Here is a 16,472-nt window from a genome sequence, read left to right on the forward strand (position 1 = left end):
TTTTGCACCTGCAGTGACATTCAAGATCGGAGGGAAACTTGGCTTCAAAGCCGCGAAGCGTCAATCCGCGCTCGGTTCAGACTCTGGACGAACTGACCGCGCCAGGGACAGAAAGGTCAACGGGCGGCGTCGTCACGTTGACGGTCCCTGCGGCCGATCGCTCGATGGTAGCCAAGACCTATGCGCAGGCGATGGTGGAACTCGACAAGGTCGGCTTTTGGCGCAAAGGTGCCAAGGGCGCTTACAGACCCAAACAGGGACTTTGGACGCCCCAACGACGGGCTGTCGCCTTGGCGCACGCATACATTGCCTCGCGACGGCACGCTTCCGCGAATGCGCCTCGGGAGGCGGCGTTGATCAAGATGCCCACGGGCACGGGCAAGACGGGTGTCATCGCCACGCTGGCCTGCACTTCAACGCTCGTCAAGAAGGTGTTGATTCTGACACCTCGCGCCGGGCTCGTGCATCAATTGAAGTACGACCTTAGCTTCCGCTTTTGGAGTCGCTCAGTCAGCGGCGTTTACCACGACTGCAATCTGCACGAGAACCTATCACAGCCGGAGATCGACGATCTCAGCGCACTCATCAAGAGCGGCAAGATGGCGCCGGTCCGGGTGCTGGAGGCAGAAGAATACGCAAAGATCTGGAAGGAAAGAAACCAAGACCGGCAGATTTTGGTATCCACATTCAACGCGCTGCACCTGGTCCTTGGCATCAAGGCACCGCCACACCGGTCGATGTATGGCAAAGAAGCTCGACCGGTCGCGAGCAGCCTTCAAGCACTTGAAGATGGCAAGACGCCCGAAGAGTGCCTAGAGGCGTTCCAGGACTATCTGAAGTCGGTCGACCTGGTCATCGTCGACGAAGGGCATCACGAGCCAGCGTATTCGTGGGCACAGGCTGTGCGGGCAATTGGTAAGCCGACGATCATCTTCTCGGCGACTCCTTACCGAAACGACTACAAGTTCTTCGAGATTGACGGCAACTTCGTGTTCAACCTACCGTGGCAGGAAGCCGTGGAGGAAGGGCTCATCAGGAAGGTCGAGTTCGCGCCGCCCGTAGCCTCTAGCTCGGGCAAATCGCCAGGCGGCGCTGCGAGTCGTAGGTCTGCAGCCGCGAAGGCGTCCGGATACAACGCGCAAAGCTTCGTCGACGAGTTCGCCGAGACCCTCAGCAATCTACCCGCTGGAAAGAAGGCGATCGTTCATGCCGGGACGTTTGCTTCACTCAAGGCGCTGCAGCGAGCCTTCTTCGCCAAGGGGAAGGGAGTGGCCGCTGTACTCATTCACGACGCGTATCAGGGCAAGGACGAACTCGATTGCCGCGACCTCAAGGGCCTGACTCGCACGCAGAGGCAACAGCTCAAGGAACTTCGCTTCAGTCAGGTTCGGCAGACAGAGGGGAACGTGGCAGCTCAGAACGCCCGTGTTTGGATGCACCAGTCCAAGCTCATGGAGGGCATCGACGACAGCACCTTCGTTGAGATCTGGCTCTACGACGGCCTCGGGAATGCCCGCCAGGTCGTGCAGCAGGTCGGACGCGCCATCCGGCGCCCTGATTTGAGCGACACAACGGGACAAGTCGCGTTCATTCGTGGTAGCTCAAAGCGTCTTGACCGATACGAGGGGGCGCCAACGGTGGCCGAACAGACCCAGCGCCGTTGGGCTGAGTATCTTGCCTACGAAGAGTATGCAGCTAAGCGGTCTGACATTGCCTTCATCGCCGAAACGCAGCTGATCGCGTCGGTGAAGCGCACCGCCCCAGCGGTCCAGTACATCGCGGGTGAGTTCAAGGGGGGGCATCTCCTCGACGAGAGCCCGACGATGTCGGCCTTCGTCCTCCCTCGACGGGCCGTGGTGTGCCGAGTCCGAAACGTGCACAAACACGAGACCAACGCGATCTCGGACAAGCTTCTGGACGAACTCCAGACCGCATGCTGCGAGGCCATGGAACTTGAAGAGCGCTTCGACATCGCCGCGGTGTCGGCGCCGGCCGGCGCCATCTATCGGGATGTTCGCCTGATTCGGTACTTGGCTTGGGACAACTCCCCCTATCTGGCAAGTCACCATATTCCTGAGTGGCGGCTTGGCGTCATGTCTATCGTCCGGTCAGGCCGCTACATCTTCTTGCTTGACACCGAGGGCCTTTGCATCGACCACAACCGCCTGGGCCTGCTAAGCCCAGAGCCCGTGGAACTGAAGCGGTTGTTCGCCCGACCTCCGGCCGGCGCCACTCCGCCAGCCAATGCCACGCGTATCGTCGAGACGGTCGCAAGCGGCATGGATACGAGCGAGTTGGGCCTGCGATCCATCAGCGTCCGAAAGCATGCCCTCGACGACAGCTACTTTGACTTGGCAGAGACCAGCCAAGTGCCGACGTCCATTCGGGGCTTCGGTCAACTCGGCAATAGGTCAGCGCGCCGCCGGCTGTCGCTGTCCCGCTCCAGCGTTGCCGACGCCACCAACAAGCATCTGCCGATCAAGGACTATGTGGAGTGGGCACGAGTTGTCGGCAATACGATGGCTAATGACCACGTCTTGCCGCACGGCTACTTCGACCGATTTGCAATCGAGGTGCCCCCCCTTGACGAGATTAGGGGCGTTCCTCAGTCAATCCTGCTCGACCTATGGGAGCTCTTGGAGACTGCCACCGAAACACGGGAAGAGCGTGTCTGGGATGGGGATGGGGTCAAGGAGCTCTTAACGTATGACACGTGCTGCGAGATTACCAACCGCAACACCGATCCCACGCAACCGCCAAGGTATGCCTTCACTTTCGGCCCGCACGAGGTCGAGATCAAGTACATCTACAAGGCCGCCATCCCGTCGACCGGTCGCTATGCGATTTCCAGCCCTACCCTCAATGACGCGGTGGTCAATTCAGACGCATCAACCGGCGGAACAGAGTCTGAAGCCGACGGCACTGCCTTTGGCCGACCGCTTTCGACCTCGTTGACACGGCTCATTAACCAGGAGCAGTCGTTTCGGATCGTCACGTCCGAGCGTGGCGTCGTGTATTCGAAGTCTCACTTCTACATGCCGAAGATTGACGAAGCACTTATGTCGATCCTCGAGACCTGTAAGGCGGTCGATGCAGTGGTGAGCGAGAAGGGAGATACCCGTCTGACAACGGTTGCCGACTGGGACACGAAGACGCTGTTTGGCCTCGTGTACGGGTGGATTAACGGATCGGCTGCAGGCAATGTTCAGCTTGCGAAAGATCTTCAAGAGTGTGCGACGGTCATTTGCGATGATCGGACCGATGAGACAGCCGACTTCTATGGGATTGATCCCGTTGGTCGACGCGTGCTGATGGTGCACGGCAAGGCAGCTGTCGGATCCGCGGGGGTCTCCGCGCGCAAGCTCCAGGATGTCACGCGGCAAGCTGTCGCCAGTCTGGCATTCGCGGGCTCCAGCCGCCGCGACTTCCCGTTCTCAGACAAGTGGGAGTGCGATTGGGACGTTGTCCTTCAAGATGCCGGGAAAGCGGTTATCACCAAGCCGCGGATAGTCTCCAAGGTCACCAAGTCAAGCCCTGCTCCAACGCCTGCCGAGGCACATGCGTCGCTCTTAAGGGTACTCGCGGATCCAACCTACAAGAAGGAGGTCATCGTGCTCACTGGCGGCCTCCTGAGCCGGAATGCCGCATTGGACACCCTCACGAGCACGGACCAGCGCCACCTCCAGTTTCTCTATTTCCTCGCAGCGGTGCGCTCCACGTTTGATCGCGCAGGGGTCCGGTATCGAATCGTCTGCAACGAATAGGAACCGACGCGTCATCACCAATGCGCCGGCAGCTGCAACGAGGCGTACTGAATTCGAGTGGAACTAAGGCAAGCGCTGCGGCCGCAGCGTCGGCGATGCTACGGCGCTGGGGGTGCGGCTGTCACAGGAATCGTCTGACCGACGAGCGAGGCTCGCACCGGCGGCATGTGTGACACAGGCCCCGATGAACGCCTCGGGCGTCAGGTCGACAGCCAGGCCGTTGAGGGGCCGCCGCACGTTCGCTCCCTGCCACCGCCGCTCAGGACGGATAAGCCTCGACCAGCTTGACCGTCGCGCCGGTCTGCTGCACCCCCTCGACAATCTGCCCGATCGTGCGCGGGATGAACTGCGCCGAGTCGCCCACGAAGGGTCGCATGATCGTCGCGCCCAGGGTCGCGGCGTTGATGGCGCCTGAGGCCTTGGTGAACGTCGTGTAGATGTTCAGGCTGTAGCCGCCCTGGTAGGGCATCAGGCAGGCGAAGAAGGTCGTGGCCTCGCCGTAACGCGACATCGAGCTGTCGCGTGCATTGACCGTGAGCGTCGCACCGTCGCACGTGGGGACCTGCAGCGATTGCCCGGACGCAGCCGCGAGCGCACCGAGATTGCTGCCCTTGAGGGGCGACACCAGCTGGAACCGGGGTGCCTTCTCCGGCAGCGGCGACAGCGGGATGCCGTTGGTGATCTGCACGCGGCTGGTGTTCTTCTGCAGCGCTAGTTTGATCGCCTCGGCGATCTTGGCAGCGCTGGTCTGCGGACCGGCCTGGATGTCGTAGATGACGTAGCCGACGCTGGTTTCGCGCGTCGGTGTGGTGGCGGCGCAACCCGCCAGCAGCACGCCGACAACGTATGCGGTCATCCTTGTCTTCATTCGAGTGTCCCTCCTGAACGCCTCGGAGGCCTATCCTCCGCGGCTTCAAATGTGCGAATTAGTGTGTGTATGAATGAGTGTACTTCCACGACAGTGCGCTGGTGCCTGTCTCGCCCCAGCGCGCCTTTGGCGCTCGAGTCCGTGAACTGCGTCTTGCCGCCGGGATGACGCAGGACGACCTGTCAGAGCGTTGCGGCCTGTTCCGCACCTACGTCAGCCGCATCGAGACCGGCCAGGCGAACCCGACCTTGACCATGATTCATGCCCTGGCGGTCAGCCTGGGTGTGCCGGTCCCGGCGCTGTTCGGCGTGCCCGCGGTGCCACGCAAGGCGCCGCTTCGGACGGCGAGGCTTTCGCGTGGACGGGTCGGCTGACCCTCTTCTGCGGCCCTGCTGAAGAGCACGCCACCACATCCGGTCGGGCGCCTCGCAGTGGCTCATGCGAACCCCCTCAGCGGCGCCACGCGGCGCAGGCGCGCCAGCAGGCCCCTGACCTGGCCGACAAGTTCGAGCCCTTCGTCCCAGCGCTCGATTTCCCGCATCGCCGTGAAGGTCAGCACCAGGTCGTCGCCCTGCCAAGCGATCGTCTGCACGAAGGCCCGCGGCCTGCCCTCGCTCCAGCACTGGTAGCTCTCGCTGTCCAGCGCGGCACTGCGGAGTTCGGCAAAGTCAGGTGCCGTGTGTCGCCGCATGCCAAGGAACGCCAGAACCGGTACCCCGTAGACGTCGATTCGAACTGACACCGGACAGTGCATTGCCAGGCGCGCCAGCAGGTCTTCCAGCCGCCACCAGGTGTCCTGCGGGCCAGTCTCGATGCATACCGCGTCCGCGGGCGCAACGGCCATGGTCAACGGCAGCACCCGCGCGGTGAGCGCACTCTCGTACTGCAGCGGCATCTGGCCAAGCATGCGCAGGGCCCTGTCTTGCGCGTGTCCGGCAAACCACTCCCGGTTGCCGTCTTCTTGGTGATCGGGTTCTACGCTGTACGGGGCCAGCGTCTTGTGCAGCGAGCGCTCCACCTGTTCAGCGCGCGGCCGGGTGGGCAACCAGATCGCGCGGGAGGCGGCAAGATCGAGCTCACCGCGTTGGAATTCAACGAGGCATCGCGCTCGGCGCATCGGGTTCCGAGCCCAACCGAGCTTGAAGCGGCGCCGGTCGTGGCGCACCAGGACGTATACGCTGGCGAGATCGGCGCGGGCTGGTGCCGGGGCTCCGAAGTGGTTCATCGTCTCTCTCCTTCAGTGCGTCGAGGCCGGGCGGACATAACCGCCCAGGATCTGCAGGTACAGGCTCGGTGCGATCCGACCGCAGCGGTACAGCAGCGTGAGACCGATGAGCGCGATGTCGCCGGCGCGGGCCTGGACGAAGGCGTCTTCGTCCACGCCCTCCTCCGGCGCCTGAGGCGAATCGGACATCGGCACGATCGGCCCGAGCCGCACGGCAATCAGGCCCGGAAGATCGATAACCCAGTCAATCAGGGCCACTTGGTCGTTGACGCTGACGGGACGATCCGGTGCGCAGACGAGCTGGCGCAGTTGGTGCCCCAGGAGCTGCAGGCCGTGCGCCTCGGCGTAGTCCTCCAAGTACCGCTCGAGCTGCCGGCATTCGGCGTATGGCAGTCCGGGGGCGGTCTCCAGCGTCAGTGCGAAGCACTGGACATCCTCGCGAGCCGCGGGATTGAGGCGCATGGAACGCTTACTTGGGCTGGCCATGCGACCTCCGGGTGATGGGGTACTCGCGGGCCACGAAGACCACCTCGGGCTGACACAGGAGCCAGCCGATCACGTCGGTCCAGTCGGTCGGCGTTACGACGCGCAGCTGCCCCATGAGCGTCAGGCGGGTGCCGGTGATGCAGCAGCCGAGGCCGGATCGGTGCAGGCGGGCCCGGAGCCGCTCGTCGATGTGCTTGGCCGCGTCGACGTTCCGGCCCGAGAAGGCGAGCCGCAGCCAGACGACGTGGGCGCTCTCGGTGGTGGTGACGGACACCGGGTGGCGGCCGGGGGGATTGGAAGGGAAGCGCGTCATGGTCATCCTGGTGAGCTGTTACCTGTGCGACGGGCGTGCGAGGTCCCTGCTGTCGCCGCCTGGGCATCTGCAATCGATTGGTTTGCTGGAGACAGTGCTCCGCCAGCGCGCCGAAACTGGTCGGCGCGTGTGGAGCTGGTTAGGAAGACTGGGCTGGACCGCCGGCCTGTCGATCAGGCGGCCAGCCGCTCCAGCGGCGGCGGCTGGGCCGGGTGGCCGCCGTCATTGGCGGCGGGTGCCTTGCCGCCGCCGTGGCTGGTGTCCTGCACCTGGGGGGCACTGTTGCCCGTGGCGAACCGCGTGGCGAGCAGCCTGTCGATGGCCGATCCGTCGCGGCGGGTCATGTTGGGGACAAATCGACTATAGACCGTGAATAGCATTTGGCTATTAGCATGGCCCATCTGATTGGCAATCCATTCAGGCGCCTCGCCCGAGGCCAACCACAGCGTCGCGGCGGTGTGGCGCATCTGATAGGGGCGACGCGCCTTGAGACCGAGGTGGCGCAGCAGCGGGTACCACACGCGGTCGCTGAAGTTCTTGTTGTCGATCGGGTGGCCTTCGCGGTTGCAGAAGACGTACTCGCTGATCTTGGACGTCGCCGCGTACTGGCGTTGCAGTGCCTCATACACGGGCCCAGACATCTGGAGGTCCCTCAGACTGCTGTCGGTCTTGGTCTCGTCGTCCTCGCCGAGCACGAAGGTCTCGCGGATGAGGATGAGGCGGCGCTCGAAGTCCACGTACTTCCACTTCAAGCCGTGGGCCTCGCCGGTGCGCATGCCGGTGAAGATGCGGATAGTGAAGTAGTCGCGCCAGTCGGCGCGGACCGTTGCGAGGATCTTCTGCACTTCGTCGAGCGTGAAGGGGTCGACGTCGGACTTCTTGACCTTCAGGCGCTTGACGGTGGAACAGGGAGAGACGAAGCCGTAACGGTCTGCAGCTTCGGCCATCACCTGGCTCAGCACGCCCATCACGCCGTTGATACGCTTGTTGCTGAGCTTGTCTCCGGTGCGGCCGGGTTTGGTGGCGAGTTGGGCGCGGAACGCGAGGCACTCGGCCTTGGTGATCGCGCCGACGGTCCTGTCGCCGAAGGCGGGCAGGAGGTGGCCGTCGAGCGTAGACTTCAGCACCTTGATGTGCGAGCGGCGCCACTCGACTTCGTGCTCGGAGAGCCAGGTGGCGACGAAGGTGCGGAAGGTGGGCGTCGGTGACACCGTGGCCGCCACCGCAGCCGCGATGGGAACGGCCGCCGCCTTAGGCGCGACGACTACCGAGTCCGGGGCACGCTGGCTCTGCTTGCTACTAGGAAAAGTCGCCGCATAGTCGAACGTGCCGGCCTTGATCTGCGCTTCGATCTGCACGAGCACCTTGTCCATGCGTTTGCGATTCGCGGGGCTATCCGGCAGCAGGGTCTGCTCGCGACAGCGCCGGCCCTCGTAGCGGAAGTCGAAAAACAGTAGGCCCGTGTCTCCACGGGCGCGCACGCTACCCATGGAGCACCCCGCCGTTTGCCAGAGGGATCGCCACTCGCTCGACGCCGGCCATCGCACGCATGTCACGTTCGATGGCTTCCCAGACGAACAGGATCTTTCGCCCCCCAAACGGCCGCACGTAGTGCGTGCCCTCGAGCAGCACGCTGTCCTTGAGTCGCTCCCGGATTGTTCGAACGTCGTACTTGATGCGAGCCGCGAGTTCGTCTGTGGTCAGGTAGGTGGTATCCGGCACTTGGTGCACCTCCGCAATCGGTTGACAATGTGATCGACAAAATTCCATTCCGCTGGTTGTTTTGTCGCCCTGAATGACATTCTCGCTCGCAGAACGTCATTCGTCAAGGCGTTTTGTCGCCTTGGATGACATTTTTTCTTTGGAAGCGACATGCTGAGGTGCCATCTATCCCGCCTGATGGGCGAGCGAAAGCTCAGGATCGCCGACGTCGCACGCGACACCGGTCTGCATCGCAACACGGTCACGCTCCTATACGACGAGACCGCGACCCGCGTCGACCTGGACTCGATAGAGAAGCTGTGCGCCTACTTCGGTGTGGGCGTTGGCGAGTTGTTCGAGCACATCCCAGACCCGCCGGTCTCGTCGCGCAAGCGGTAACTGCTGCCCTGGGATCGTCGGGCTACAAGCCCTTGAAATTCCGCGGGCGCGAGACGCAGGCTCCACACAAGCAGCGCCTGACGTAGGCCGCCGCCCAAGTTCTACCGTGGCACGCTTTGCAGCGGCAGTTGTCCTTTAATCCCGGGACGTCGACGGCAGCTCTACGGCAAACCGCGGTTACTCAGCAGTACCCGCACCCCACCCATTGGGATGCAGCGAAAGGGTCTTATGCGAAGGAGGTCCCAAGCCGCGTGCTCTAGTCCGATCCGACCTTTCGCTGGGCATGCAACGTCTAGCCTACATCAGGACATCCCGCCAAGCTGCCTCATGCCGAAGATCGCGCTCAAGGAGAAGTGCCGGCGTCATCTCCGCGCATCAGGTTGACACGAGCAGGATTTTCTTGAGGCGGGAGGCGAGGCGAATTTGCCTAGTCGTGCGCCACTTGCCGCCCGCGAAGTTGTCGCCGGCGGCCCGGGCGGCGCGGAAGAGTTTGATTGCCTACCGGTCCAATTGGAGCGACTGACCTCGCCGCCACGCCCTGTACTCCCAAGGCGGCACGGGCTGAGGTTCCGACCACAATCCCAGTTGCCCCTCCCGCGCGGCATCTTCGGCAGCGTTGTAGGTCTTCCGGTCTTCCAACGGTTGCTCTTGCTGGTAAGCCTTGTAGTGCCATGCAAGGCCGGCCGCGACCATCTCTCGGCACACGTCCAGGTCGTCGGCGATGACCTTGCCGACAATCCGCCCATAGCGATCGAGCTTGTTCCACTCCACGTGCACCTCACGGCCGTGCACCAGGCCTGCCAAGTGCTGCTTGGATCGCTGCGAGAATGGCTGCCCAAGTTCTGGGGCGTCAATGCCAGCCAGGCGTACACGGTGGGTGACGCGCTGTGCATCCAACACCCCGATCGTGTCACCGTCGCTAACGGCAATGACCTGTCCCGTCAGCGTGTCGGCGAACGCTGGTCGCCATGCTGCGACCGCGCACAGAAGTGCCACGACCCAGACCCATGCTCTGGCTCGACAACTACCGTCCGTGCAGCGTCTCATGGGAGCTGATCAGCGCACGATGAACTGGTTGTCACCAGAGGGTACTGACTTCGGCAGCGCTATCGAATCTGGCATAACCGTTGGCGATCGCAATGATTGCAAGAACGACAGGAGCTGTCGCACTTCGCTGGGCGATAGCGGCGACATCTCCCCAAGCAACGGGGACCGTTGCGACAGCAAGCGTCCGGCATGCTGCGAGGTCTCAGGATGAGACTGCTGTGCTTTGTACAACGCGGGAACAGGATTGAAATGGTGCTCGATGACCTGCGGCAGATTCGTAAAGACCCCGTTGTGACCCCAAGGGCCTGTATCGCTGACATTTCGCAGCGGTGGTGTTCTGAACTTGAATCGATCCACGCCGCGGCTCGTTGCTCCCGCGCGACCGTAATCGAGGAACGCGCCGTGTTTGCCCACGGACAGTTGCGGTACCGCGAGACCATGGAAGTCGAGATCGCTGAACTGCGTTCCTGAATGACAAACGGCACAACGGCCCTTGCCGTAGAAGAGCAGTGCGCCCCGCTTCTGTTCGGCGGAGATCGCACGAAGATCGCCGGAGACATACTGATCCCAGGGCGCAGGCTGCAATTCGAACGCAGCACCGATATATGCCGCCAGCGCGTTGCCTACATGGGCAATGCGGATAGCTTCCACGGGCACGCCAGGATATGCCGCCGCGAAGAGCTTGCGATACTTCTCCTGTGTGGTTGTGGCTGACTTGTTGGGACTGCCCACCAGCCTGGCCACCAATCGATCGAAGACGACCAGCGTGCGCTTCTGGAAGTCGTTCGACTCCGCGTCGGTGTCCTCCAGCAACTCCTGGTGATACTTGCTTGCGTTGGACTTCTTCTCTTCTGATCGACCCAGCATCTCGTCGGGCTCGACCAGTGGAAAGACCGCCGCGGCCGAGAGCAGGCTTTCAAAGCCAGAGGGCAATTTGTGTCCAAGAGGTGTCTCGAACTTGCCGTCAGGCCCTAGTTGCACTCGACCATCCCAGAAAAGCGTCCTGAACTCGGGCCGACCTCGATTGAAGAACGGCAAGCCATTGCGAGGGACCAGGAAGGCATCAGACGCAGCCAGACGTTCATCGGCTACCCCATGGGCACCCAATCCGACGGCAGCAGGCAAGCCATCTCCAGCCCCTTTACTTCGCACATGGCAGGTCGCGCAGCTGATAGCTCTGGGGCCGCTCAAGATGGGGTCGAAGAACAAGGCCTGACCCAGCACCTCTTTCGGCCCCATCGATATCGACCGAGGTTGCAGCGGCTTGACCTGGTATGCCTGGATTACCTTCGAAAGCAGGCGGTCGTCTGTCATGCCCTGAGCCATGGGAAGACCTGGGCCCCAGCTTGCCAACACCAATGCGACTCGAAGGATCCCTGCAGCAATCTGTGTCATGACTCTCGCCGGCAATCCGCACGTCCTCAGAACCGCGGCATACGATGGGGTTCGACCATGCGGCTCACCGGTATCCTTTCCACCTCCAGGCCTTCCAGGCCCAGCAGCGCCAAGCGATGCTCGCTGACACCTGCAATCAGCAGTTGCTTGCGCAGCTTGTCGTAGTCGTGGCAGACCGTCAGACTCACGGCACCAGAGATATTCAGAAGCCTGGTGGCTTCGGTGCTGGTACCAGCTATCTGAGGGGAGTCGCGTAACACGACTTCATCGTGCATCGCCTGGTCGCAGTCAACCACAAGACGCCTGTACTCATCGGCATGCATGCGCCACATGGCCCAAGGCCACAAGTACTTGTCCGCAACAATAAAGACCAGACAAGTTGCGATCACCAGATGCAATGACCAGCGCCAGCGACGCAGTGTCTTGATCTTCATGATGTAGGCTGCTGCGACCTCACTGCACCGCGGGTACACCAAGGGCGTTGAGTGTTTCGGTGGTCATCTGACCCGTATCGGGCAAGCCCTTGACGATCTGAATCCGCTTGATCGCTTCCTTGGTCTCGTTCGTCAATTCACCGCTGACTGAACCTGAATACAGGCCCAGCGAGGTCAACGCGATCTGCACGCGCATGATCTGCAATCGGCGCTTCTCACTGAGCGTCATCGCAGGTGGCGTTGGAGCGGGCGCAGGCTGCGGCGTCACTGCGGCCGGTCGGCCAGGATCCACCGGCTGGTTCGACCCACTGGGGACAAGGCGCTGCGGCGCTGCGGGCGATGGCGTGGGCGCGTAGTAAGGCGCAGGCGCTGGTGCTGGTACGGCACGTTGCACAGGTGCCGGCTGAGGACTGGGTACGGAATAGCCTCCGCCGCTGCTGGAGCGGTGCGATCCATGGGAAGAATGCGACCGGTGCCCGGCGAACAGGTTTTCCCCTGGCAGGTTCAGCGCACGCAACTTGACCGGATCCTGCGGCTCGGGCGCTGGTGTTGGCATGGGCGGTGGCACGGCAGCCTGAGACCTGAATGTCAGCAGCGGGATGCTGGCGATGAACCACTGCAGGGGGCGAAGCTTCTTCATGGGCTTGTCTCCGCTTGATGAAAATCGTGCAGCACAGGCTTCAGGACATTGGGCGTCCATCCCCGCTCGTGCCAGGCGAACAGCCCACAGCAATCGCGCTTCACTAGGCAAGGCCCACACGCCTCTGCGTAGGTATTCTTCCAGTCCGAGATGCTGCGGTGCGCGAAGGGCCACAGCTCAGGGCTCAGGCCACAAAGCGGCATGTTCATCAGAATGACAGGCACGGCGCCCCGCTGGAGCCTTCGCACCGCTGCCCTGATCTCTTTCTGCCACTCACCGAGGTCTACCTCGCATTCATCCCGATTGGCCAGTGCGTAGCCGACCGGCTCGCATCCCATGAGAGCAACCTCACGCACAAAGGGCAGATTGCCTGCAATGAAGTCCGCCAACGCAGGGAGGATCTCGAGCACGGGGCGAATCAGGACTATCCGAAGCTGGACCAGCTGAGCGTGCCGTTGGAGGTTGAGCAAGCCAAGCAGGGTTTCATCGAATGCCCCTTGAGCCTGAACCACATGGTCGTGCAAGAAAGGTGCGTGTCCATACAGGGGCACCATCCAGCAAACCCTCCGCGGAAGTCCGGCAAGCAAGTCTCTCGCATAGGCCTCATCCGAGGCTAATCGACCGTTGGTCAGCACCTCGATGCTTGCGTGCGGGTGATTGTCGGCTGTGGCCGTCAGGACATCTCGCAGCGAGGCTCCGAGCAGCAACGGCTCGCCACCTGTGAACCCAATCACCGGAGGCGACCAAGCCATGTGCTGAATGAGTTCGATTGCCTCTTGCGCCCGCCACGAATCATCTACTTCTGTGGGTGGCTGCGAACACATCAGGCAGCGGCTGTTGCAGCGGTTCGTCAGGAACACTGTGTGGTGCTGGTCACTTTGACGCATCAGCACTTCGGCATGTCGGCGGTGAGGTTCCAGGGCCACCACGTCACCGGACTCCAGCAGTGACGGATCGACTACGAGCACTGGCCCCGTCAGCACGCCTTCGGACGTCAACTGCGCTGCGATCAAGTTGGTGACTCCGGCCCGCTGGATCGCAAGCAGCGTGGCACGATCACTGTCTCCCCTGACCGGCACGATGTAGTTCAGGTCGGGTTGCCATTGAGATGCAAGATTGCTCGCAGGGGTCACGCAGGCAATCAAGCGAGGGCCGTGAAAGCGCGATGACCATAACGGGCTGTCGAAGCCGAGGTACTGGAGCGGGACTTGGCGCATCTCAGTTTTCCGCCTCGTCCGACCAGCACACGGTGATTCCCTTGAATTGGCTGGTCTTCAACCCTTGGCGCATGCCGCTGTCTGGCTGGCGTTGCGGTAGCGACAGCGATGCAGCGACGGGCTTCGTCCGGTTGGCACGCTTCGGATGCTCGCGGCGTGCCCAGGCATAGGCCAGGTCGAGAAAGTCCTCATCACCATCTGTTTCGGCCCGATCGACCCGGTCAAGAAAATGCCGAAACATCCAGGTGGAGCGACGGCAATGGCCGCTCTCGTGCACGGTCACACTGCTGCCACAGGCAAGCGCTTCAACCGGGTCCGGTCCACAAGACGTGTGGTACGGGCAATTCGCGCATTCGGTCCGCGCCTCCCCATCGCTTTGTGCCCGCAGATGCTGCACAACCTCGCTGGCCTCCAGTTTGCGCAGCGGCTCGCCTATACGTCCCAGCCGAAGAGAGGCGTTGCCTGTTTCGGCCAACATGCGCGCTTCGTCGCTGGGATAGACGAAGCCATCGTAGTTGTAGACCAGCACGGCACTACCTGCGCCCGTTGGGCTTTGCAGGTCAACATAGCCTGAGTCAAAGGGCGAAAGCAGCTTATTCAGCCATGCAGCTGCCGCCGCTTCCCTGAGCGCAACGCCTTGTTGGTTCCACCACAGGACCCGATCAAGGCAGCGGGTGTAAAAGCCGAAGAAGGACTCGAGGGCATGGCCCAGCTGGGCAGCGTTGCGCATGGCGAATCCATGATTTGCCAGCGGTCGAACAAACACTTCATCGAAGCCTAGTCGAACGTATTCGTCGATGATGGCCTCCGGCATCGCCAGGGATGCCTTCGTGGTCGTCATCAGCGCTGATACGCATCCAGGATGGATGTGTTTGCGTGCCATGGCAATGCCCGCCACTGTGCGTTCGTAAGCGTCACGCCCTGGAATAGGTCTGTTCTTATTGTGAAGGGCCGGCGGTCCGTCGATGCTGGTCGATAGCACCACAGCATGTTCGCTGAAGAACTCGCACATCTTCACATTTAGCTGGTGCAGAGTCGAGGCCACGACAAACTGAATGCGGCGCCCTTCGATTCGGTTTCGTCGGGTGATTCGCTCGATAGCACGCTGAACGAGGTCGAATCGAATCAAGGGGTCTCCGCCCTGGAACTCCACAGTCAGAACCTGGCTCGGGCTTTCGAAGACGGCATCGCACGCTGCATCCAGCATGTCCGGAGTCATCTCGAAGCCTGTGGAGTCCAACGCGCGGCTGACCTGACAGTACTGGCAGGAATGTGCGCATTGCAGTGTCGGCACCAGGATGTGCAAGGACACGCCCACTTCAATGGTTTCGCGCCTGGCTGCCCGCCTTGAGCGAAGCAACTCCGCCATGCCGCGCTGGTCCGCTCCGGTGATGAGATGCTTCGCATACAGGTCGGCCAACCGCGCGGGGGGGAGGTCCGTCAGTCGCCTTGGCCCAGCCTGAAGCACTTCCAGCTCCGAAGCGTCGACAAGGGCGAAGTCTCCGCTGGGAGAGAACACCGCGGCCCGGCCAGACGGTAGTTGCTGGAAGCGCATCAGTTCTTGTCGCTCTTGGCCTTGGCGCCATCGTTGGACAGCACCACCGACCTCATTGCGGCCGCCCGATCTGGGCGGGCCGATCGTGTTCGTCCTGGAACGTAATGCGCCGCTTCGACAGTGAAGCGATCGATGCCCAGACGCCTAAGCAACATGGCAACGGTCGTCACCGACGCGAAAACCCGGGATCCTTTGCGCGTGTTGCCGAGTACGGCAACCCTCGTCCCGTCGAGACCGATGACGGTTTCGATGACGAAGCCACCTACCTGGCCGCGCACGACGAGGTCCGTTACTGCGCCGGCTTGAATGAGGCGCCGCAGCGCCGCCTCCTGCAGAGTTGCGGCAGGTATAGGCATCGTAGGTGCACCCTCAGGTTGGATGGCTCAGAAGCGGCTTCCTACTGGCGCGATTCCGAGGCTCGGGTCAACGCAGTTTATATGAACCGCTGCGCCAAGGCGAACTCACTGTCCTCCGATGGCAGGAGGCGCATGGAAGTCTCACGCGGCCTCTAGAACACTTGGCAATTTCCATTCACGCATGGTTGGCCGAATGAGTGGATGCGTGCAGTGGTGGAGCAAGCGGAGATAGAGCACACCGCTTCCGTCTGGCTGAGTCGGTAGAGCAGGCGCTCGATGGCGTAGCGCGTGAGGACGCGTTGGTAGTCGTAGCCGTGCTACTTGGCGTGGCCCAGCAACCGCGCTCTGATTGAAGCGGCCTGGTTCCTGAGTGCCTCTTCGCTCACTGCATTGCCTTTATGTAGGGAGCGAGCCTTCCGGTAACTCGATCGATTTCCGCGTACTTCATCAGCTCGCTGGCAGTGGTCTTCCTTTGGCGAAGGGCGTCCCTGAGCGCCTCAATAGCCACATCCTCTCCGATCTGGCGGCGATGCTTGAAGCAATCGGCGACTGTCTTTGCGACGCTGAAGATCGGCACCTCGACCCCTTCGACGCGGATGCGCTCAATGCCGGCCGTTAGAACTTCGCCGGTTGCACGGACGATTTCAAGCTTGGGCAAACGCACGTTTGGAGTTCTTGCCTTGTGAGGGATGATCATCCAGACTGCATTCGGTAGCTGAGTCGTCAGCCCGTGGTGTCGGAGCGCGCTGACCAGGCTGATGACGCCGTTCGGCACGAGGCGGGTTGCCTCCGCCAGGTCGTGAGCAGCATCCTCGCCGACCCGTGCGGGGTCCTGATAGAGCCCGCGGCCGAGTCGGACAAGCTCGCCAGCATCGGTCATCCGCTTCAGGTAGACGAGAGGAATGCCAGCGGCCTTGAAGTCCCGGGCGCGCGCGATTCCCAGGGTTCGCGTGAGCTCGACGGCGCGCTCGCGATGAGTCGTGTGAGGTTGGGTCACGGTGTTATCTATTGTCGGCACAAACGCAGACTTATCAACAAAAAGGAACTGTTGCGATGTCTAGGCTGATGTCAT

Annotated in this window: 17 protein-coding genes; 3 read left to right on the plus strand and 14 right to left on the minus strand. The window is 62.2% G+C overall.

Annotated elements, in window-relative coordinates; genetic code table 11:
• Positions 1–164: 164 nt before the first annotated feature.
• On the plus strand, positions 165–3,764 hold the full coding sequence (locus tag Q0599_RS04640; protein WP_298826368.1) for a DEAD/DEAH box helicase family protein: 3,600 nt from the start codon (positions 165–167) through the stop codon (positions 3,762–3,764).
• Between the two features lie 259 nt (positions 3,765–4,023).
• Here the strand turns inward: Q0599_RS04640 and Q0599_RS04645 are convergent, their stop codons facing one another.
• Complete coding sequence (locus Q0599_RS04645; protein ID WP_298826370.1) at positions 4,024–4,620, minus strand: hypothetical protein; 597 nt, start codon at positions 4,618–4,620, stop codon at positions 4,024–4,026.
• Positions 4,621–4,733: 113 nt separating this feature from the next.
• Between Q0599_RS04645 and Q0599_RS04650 the strand changes: the two genes are divergently transcribed.
• Positions 4,734–5,006 (plus strand): helix-turn-helix transcriptional regulator, encoded by a 273-nt coding sequence (locus Q0599_RS04650; protein WP_298826373.1) that lies wholly within the window; start codon positions 4,734–4,736, stop codon positions 5,004–5,006.
• A 62-nt stretch (positions 5,007–5,068) separates the two neighbouring features.
• On the opposite strand, the gene Q0599_RS04655 is transcribed toward Q0599_RS04650, so the two are convergent.
• The 5 genes from Q0599_RS04655 to Q0599_RS04675 all read right to left on the minus strand — a co-directional run bounded on the left by Q0599_RS04655 (position 5,069) and on the right by Q0599_RS04675 (position 8,378).
• A complete protein-coding gene (locus Q0599_RS04655) occupies positions 5,069–5,857 on the minus strand; it encodes a GIY-YIG nuclease family protein (RefSeq protein WP_298826376.1) in 789 nt (262 codons plus the stop codon).
• A gap of 12 nt (positions 5,858–5,869) precedes the next feature.
• Positions 5,870–6,319 (minus strand): hypothetical protein, encoded by a 450-nt coding sequence (locus tag Q0599_RS04660; protein ID WP_298826381.1) that lies wholly within the window; start codon positions 6,317–6,319, stop codon positions 5,870–5,872.
• A 7-nt stretch (positions 6,320–6,326) separates the two neighbouring features.
• Positions 6,327–6,656: a hypothetical protein gene (locus Q0599_RS04665; protein ID WP_298826384.1), complete on the minus strand. Its 330-nt coding sequence runs from the start codon at positions 6,654–6,656 to the stop codon at positions 6,327–6,329.
• A gap of 173 nt (positions 6,657–6,829) precedes the next feature.
• Positions 6,830–8,146, minus strand: a complete 1,317-nt coding sequence (locus Q0599_RS04670; RefSeq protein ID WP_298826388.1) for a DUF3596 domain-containing protein — start codon at positions 8,144–8,146, stop codon at positions 6,830–6,832.
• Complete coding sequence (locus tag Q0599_RS04675) at positions 8,139–8,378, minus strand: hypothetical protein (RefSeq protein ID WP_298826391.1); 240 nt, start codon at positions 8,376–8,378, stop codon at positions 8,139–8,141. The genes Q0599_RS04670 and Q0599_RS04675 overlap by 8 nt, the downstream gene beginning before the upstream one ends.
• 150 nt (positions 8,379–8,528) lie before the next feature.
• Between Q0599_RS04675 and Q0599_RS04680 the strand changes: the two genes are divergently transcribed.
• Positions 8,529–8,756, plus strand: coding sequence for a helix-turn-helix transcriptional regulator (locus Q0599_RS04680; RefSeq protein WP_298826393.1), 228 nt, complete (start codon positions 8,529–8,531; stop codon positions 8,754–8,756).
• Positions 8,757–9,254: 498 nt separating this feature from the next.
• On the opposite strand, the gene Q0599_RS04685 is transcribed toward Q0599_RS04680, so the two are convergent.
• The 8 genes from Q0599_RS04685 to Q0599_RS04720 form a co-directional block, all read right to left on the minus strand.
• The gene (locus Q0599_RS04685) at positions 9,255–9,752 is read right to left on the minus strand and encodes a thermonuclease family protein (protein WP_298826395.1); all 498 of its coding nucleotides are present in this window, start codon (positions 9,750–9,752) and stop codon (positions 9,255–9,257) included.
• Between the two features lie 60 nt (positions 9,753–9,812).
• A complete protein-coding gene (locus Q0599_RS04690; RefSeq protein WP_298826397.1) occupies positions 9,813–11,129 on the minus strand; it encodes a His-Xaa-Ser system-associated MauG-like protein in 1,317 nt (438 codons plus the stop codon).
• 95 nt (positions 11,130–11,224) lie between these two features.
• The gene (locus Q0599_RS04695; protein ID WP_298826398.1) at positions 11,225–11,632 is read right to left on the minus strand and encodes a TIGR03982 family His-Xaa-Ser system protein; all 408 of its coding nucleotides are present in this window, start codon (positions 11,630–11,632) and stop codon (positions 11,225–11,227) included.
• A gap of 19 nt (positions 11,633–11,651) precedes the next feature.
• Positions 11,652–12,272, minus strand: coding sequence for a His-Xaa-Ser repeat protein HxsA (gene hxsA, locus Q0599_RS04700; protein WP_298826400.1), 621 nt, complete (start codon positions 12,270–12,272; stop codon positions 11,652–11,654).
• A complete protein-coding gene (gene hxsC, locus Q0599_RS04705; RefSeq protein ID WP_298826402.1) occupies positions 12,269–13,489 on the minus strand; it encodes a His-Xaa-Ser system radical SAM maturase HxsC in 1,221 nt (406 codons plus the stop codon). The genes hxsA and hxsC overlap by 4 nt, the downstream gene beginning before the upstream one ends.
• A gap of 1 nt (position 13,490) precedes the next feature.
• On the minus strand, positions 13,491–15,044 hold the full coding sequence (gene hxsB, locus Q0599_RS04710; RefSeq protein WP_298826404.1) for a His-Xaa-Ser system radical SAM maturase HxsB: 1,554 nt from the start codon (positions 15,042–15,044) through the stop codon (positions 13,491–13,493).
• Positions 15,044–15,400, minus strand: a complete 357-nt coding sequence (locus Q0599_RS04715; RefSeq protein WP_298826406.1) for a hypothetical protein — start codon at positions 15,398–15,400, stop codon at positions 15,044–15,046. The genes hxsB and Q0599_RS04715 overlap by 1 nt, the downstream gene beginning before the upstream one ends.
• A gap of 382 nt (positions 15,401–15,782) precedes the next feature.
• Entirely contained in the window at positions 15,783–16,397 is a 615-nt protein-coding gene (locus tag Q0599_RS04720) for a type IV toxin-antitoxin system AbiEi family antitoxin domain-containing protein (protein WP_298826408.1), read from the minus strand.
• Positions 16,398–16,472 lie beyond the last annotated feature (75 nt).

Origin of the sequence: uncultured Piscinibacter sp. (assembly GCF_937952055.1) — a bacterium.
In the GTDB taxonomy this organism is placed as follows: Bacteria; Pseudomonadota; Gammaproteobacteria; order Burkholderiales; family Burkholderiaceae_C; genus Piscinibacter.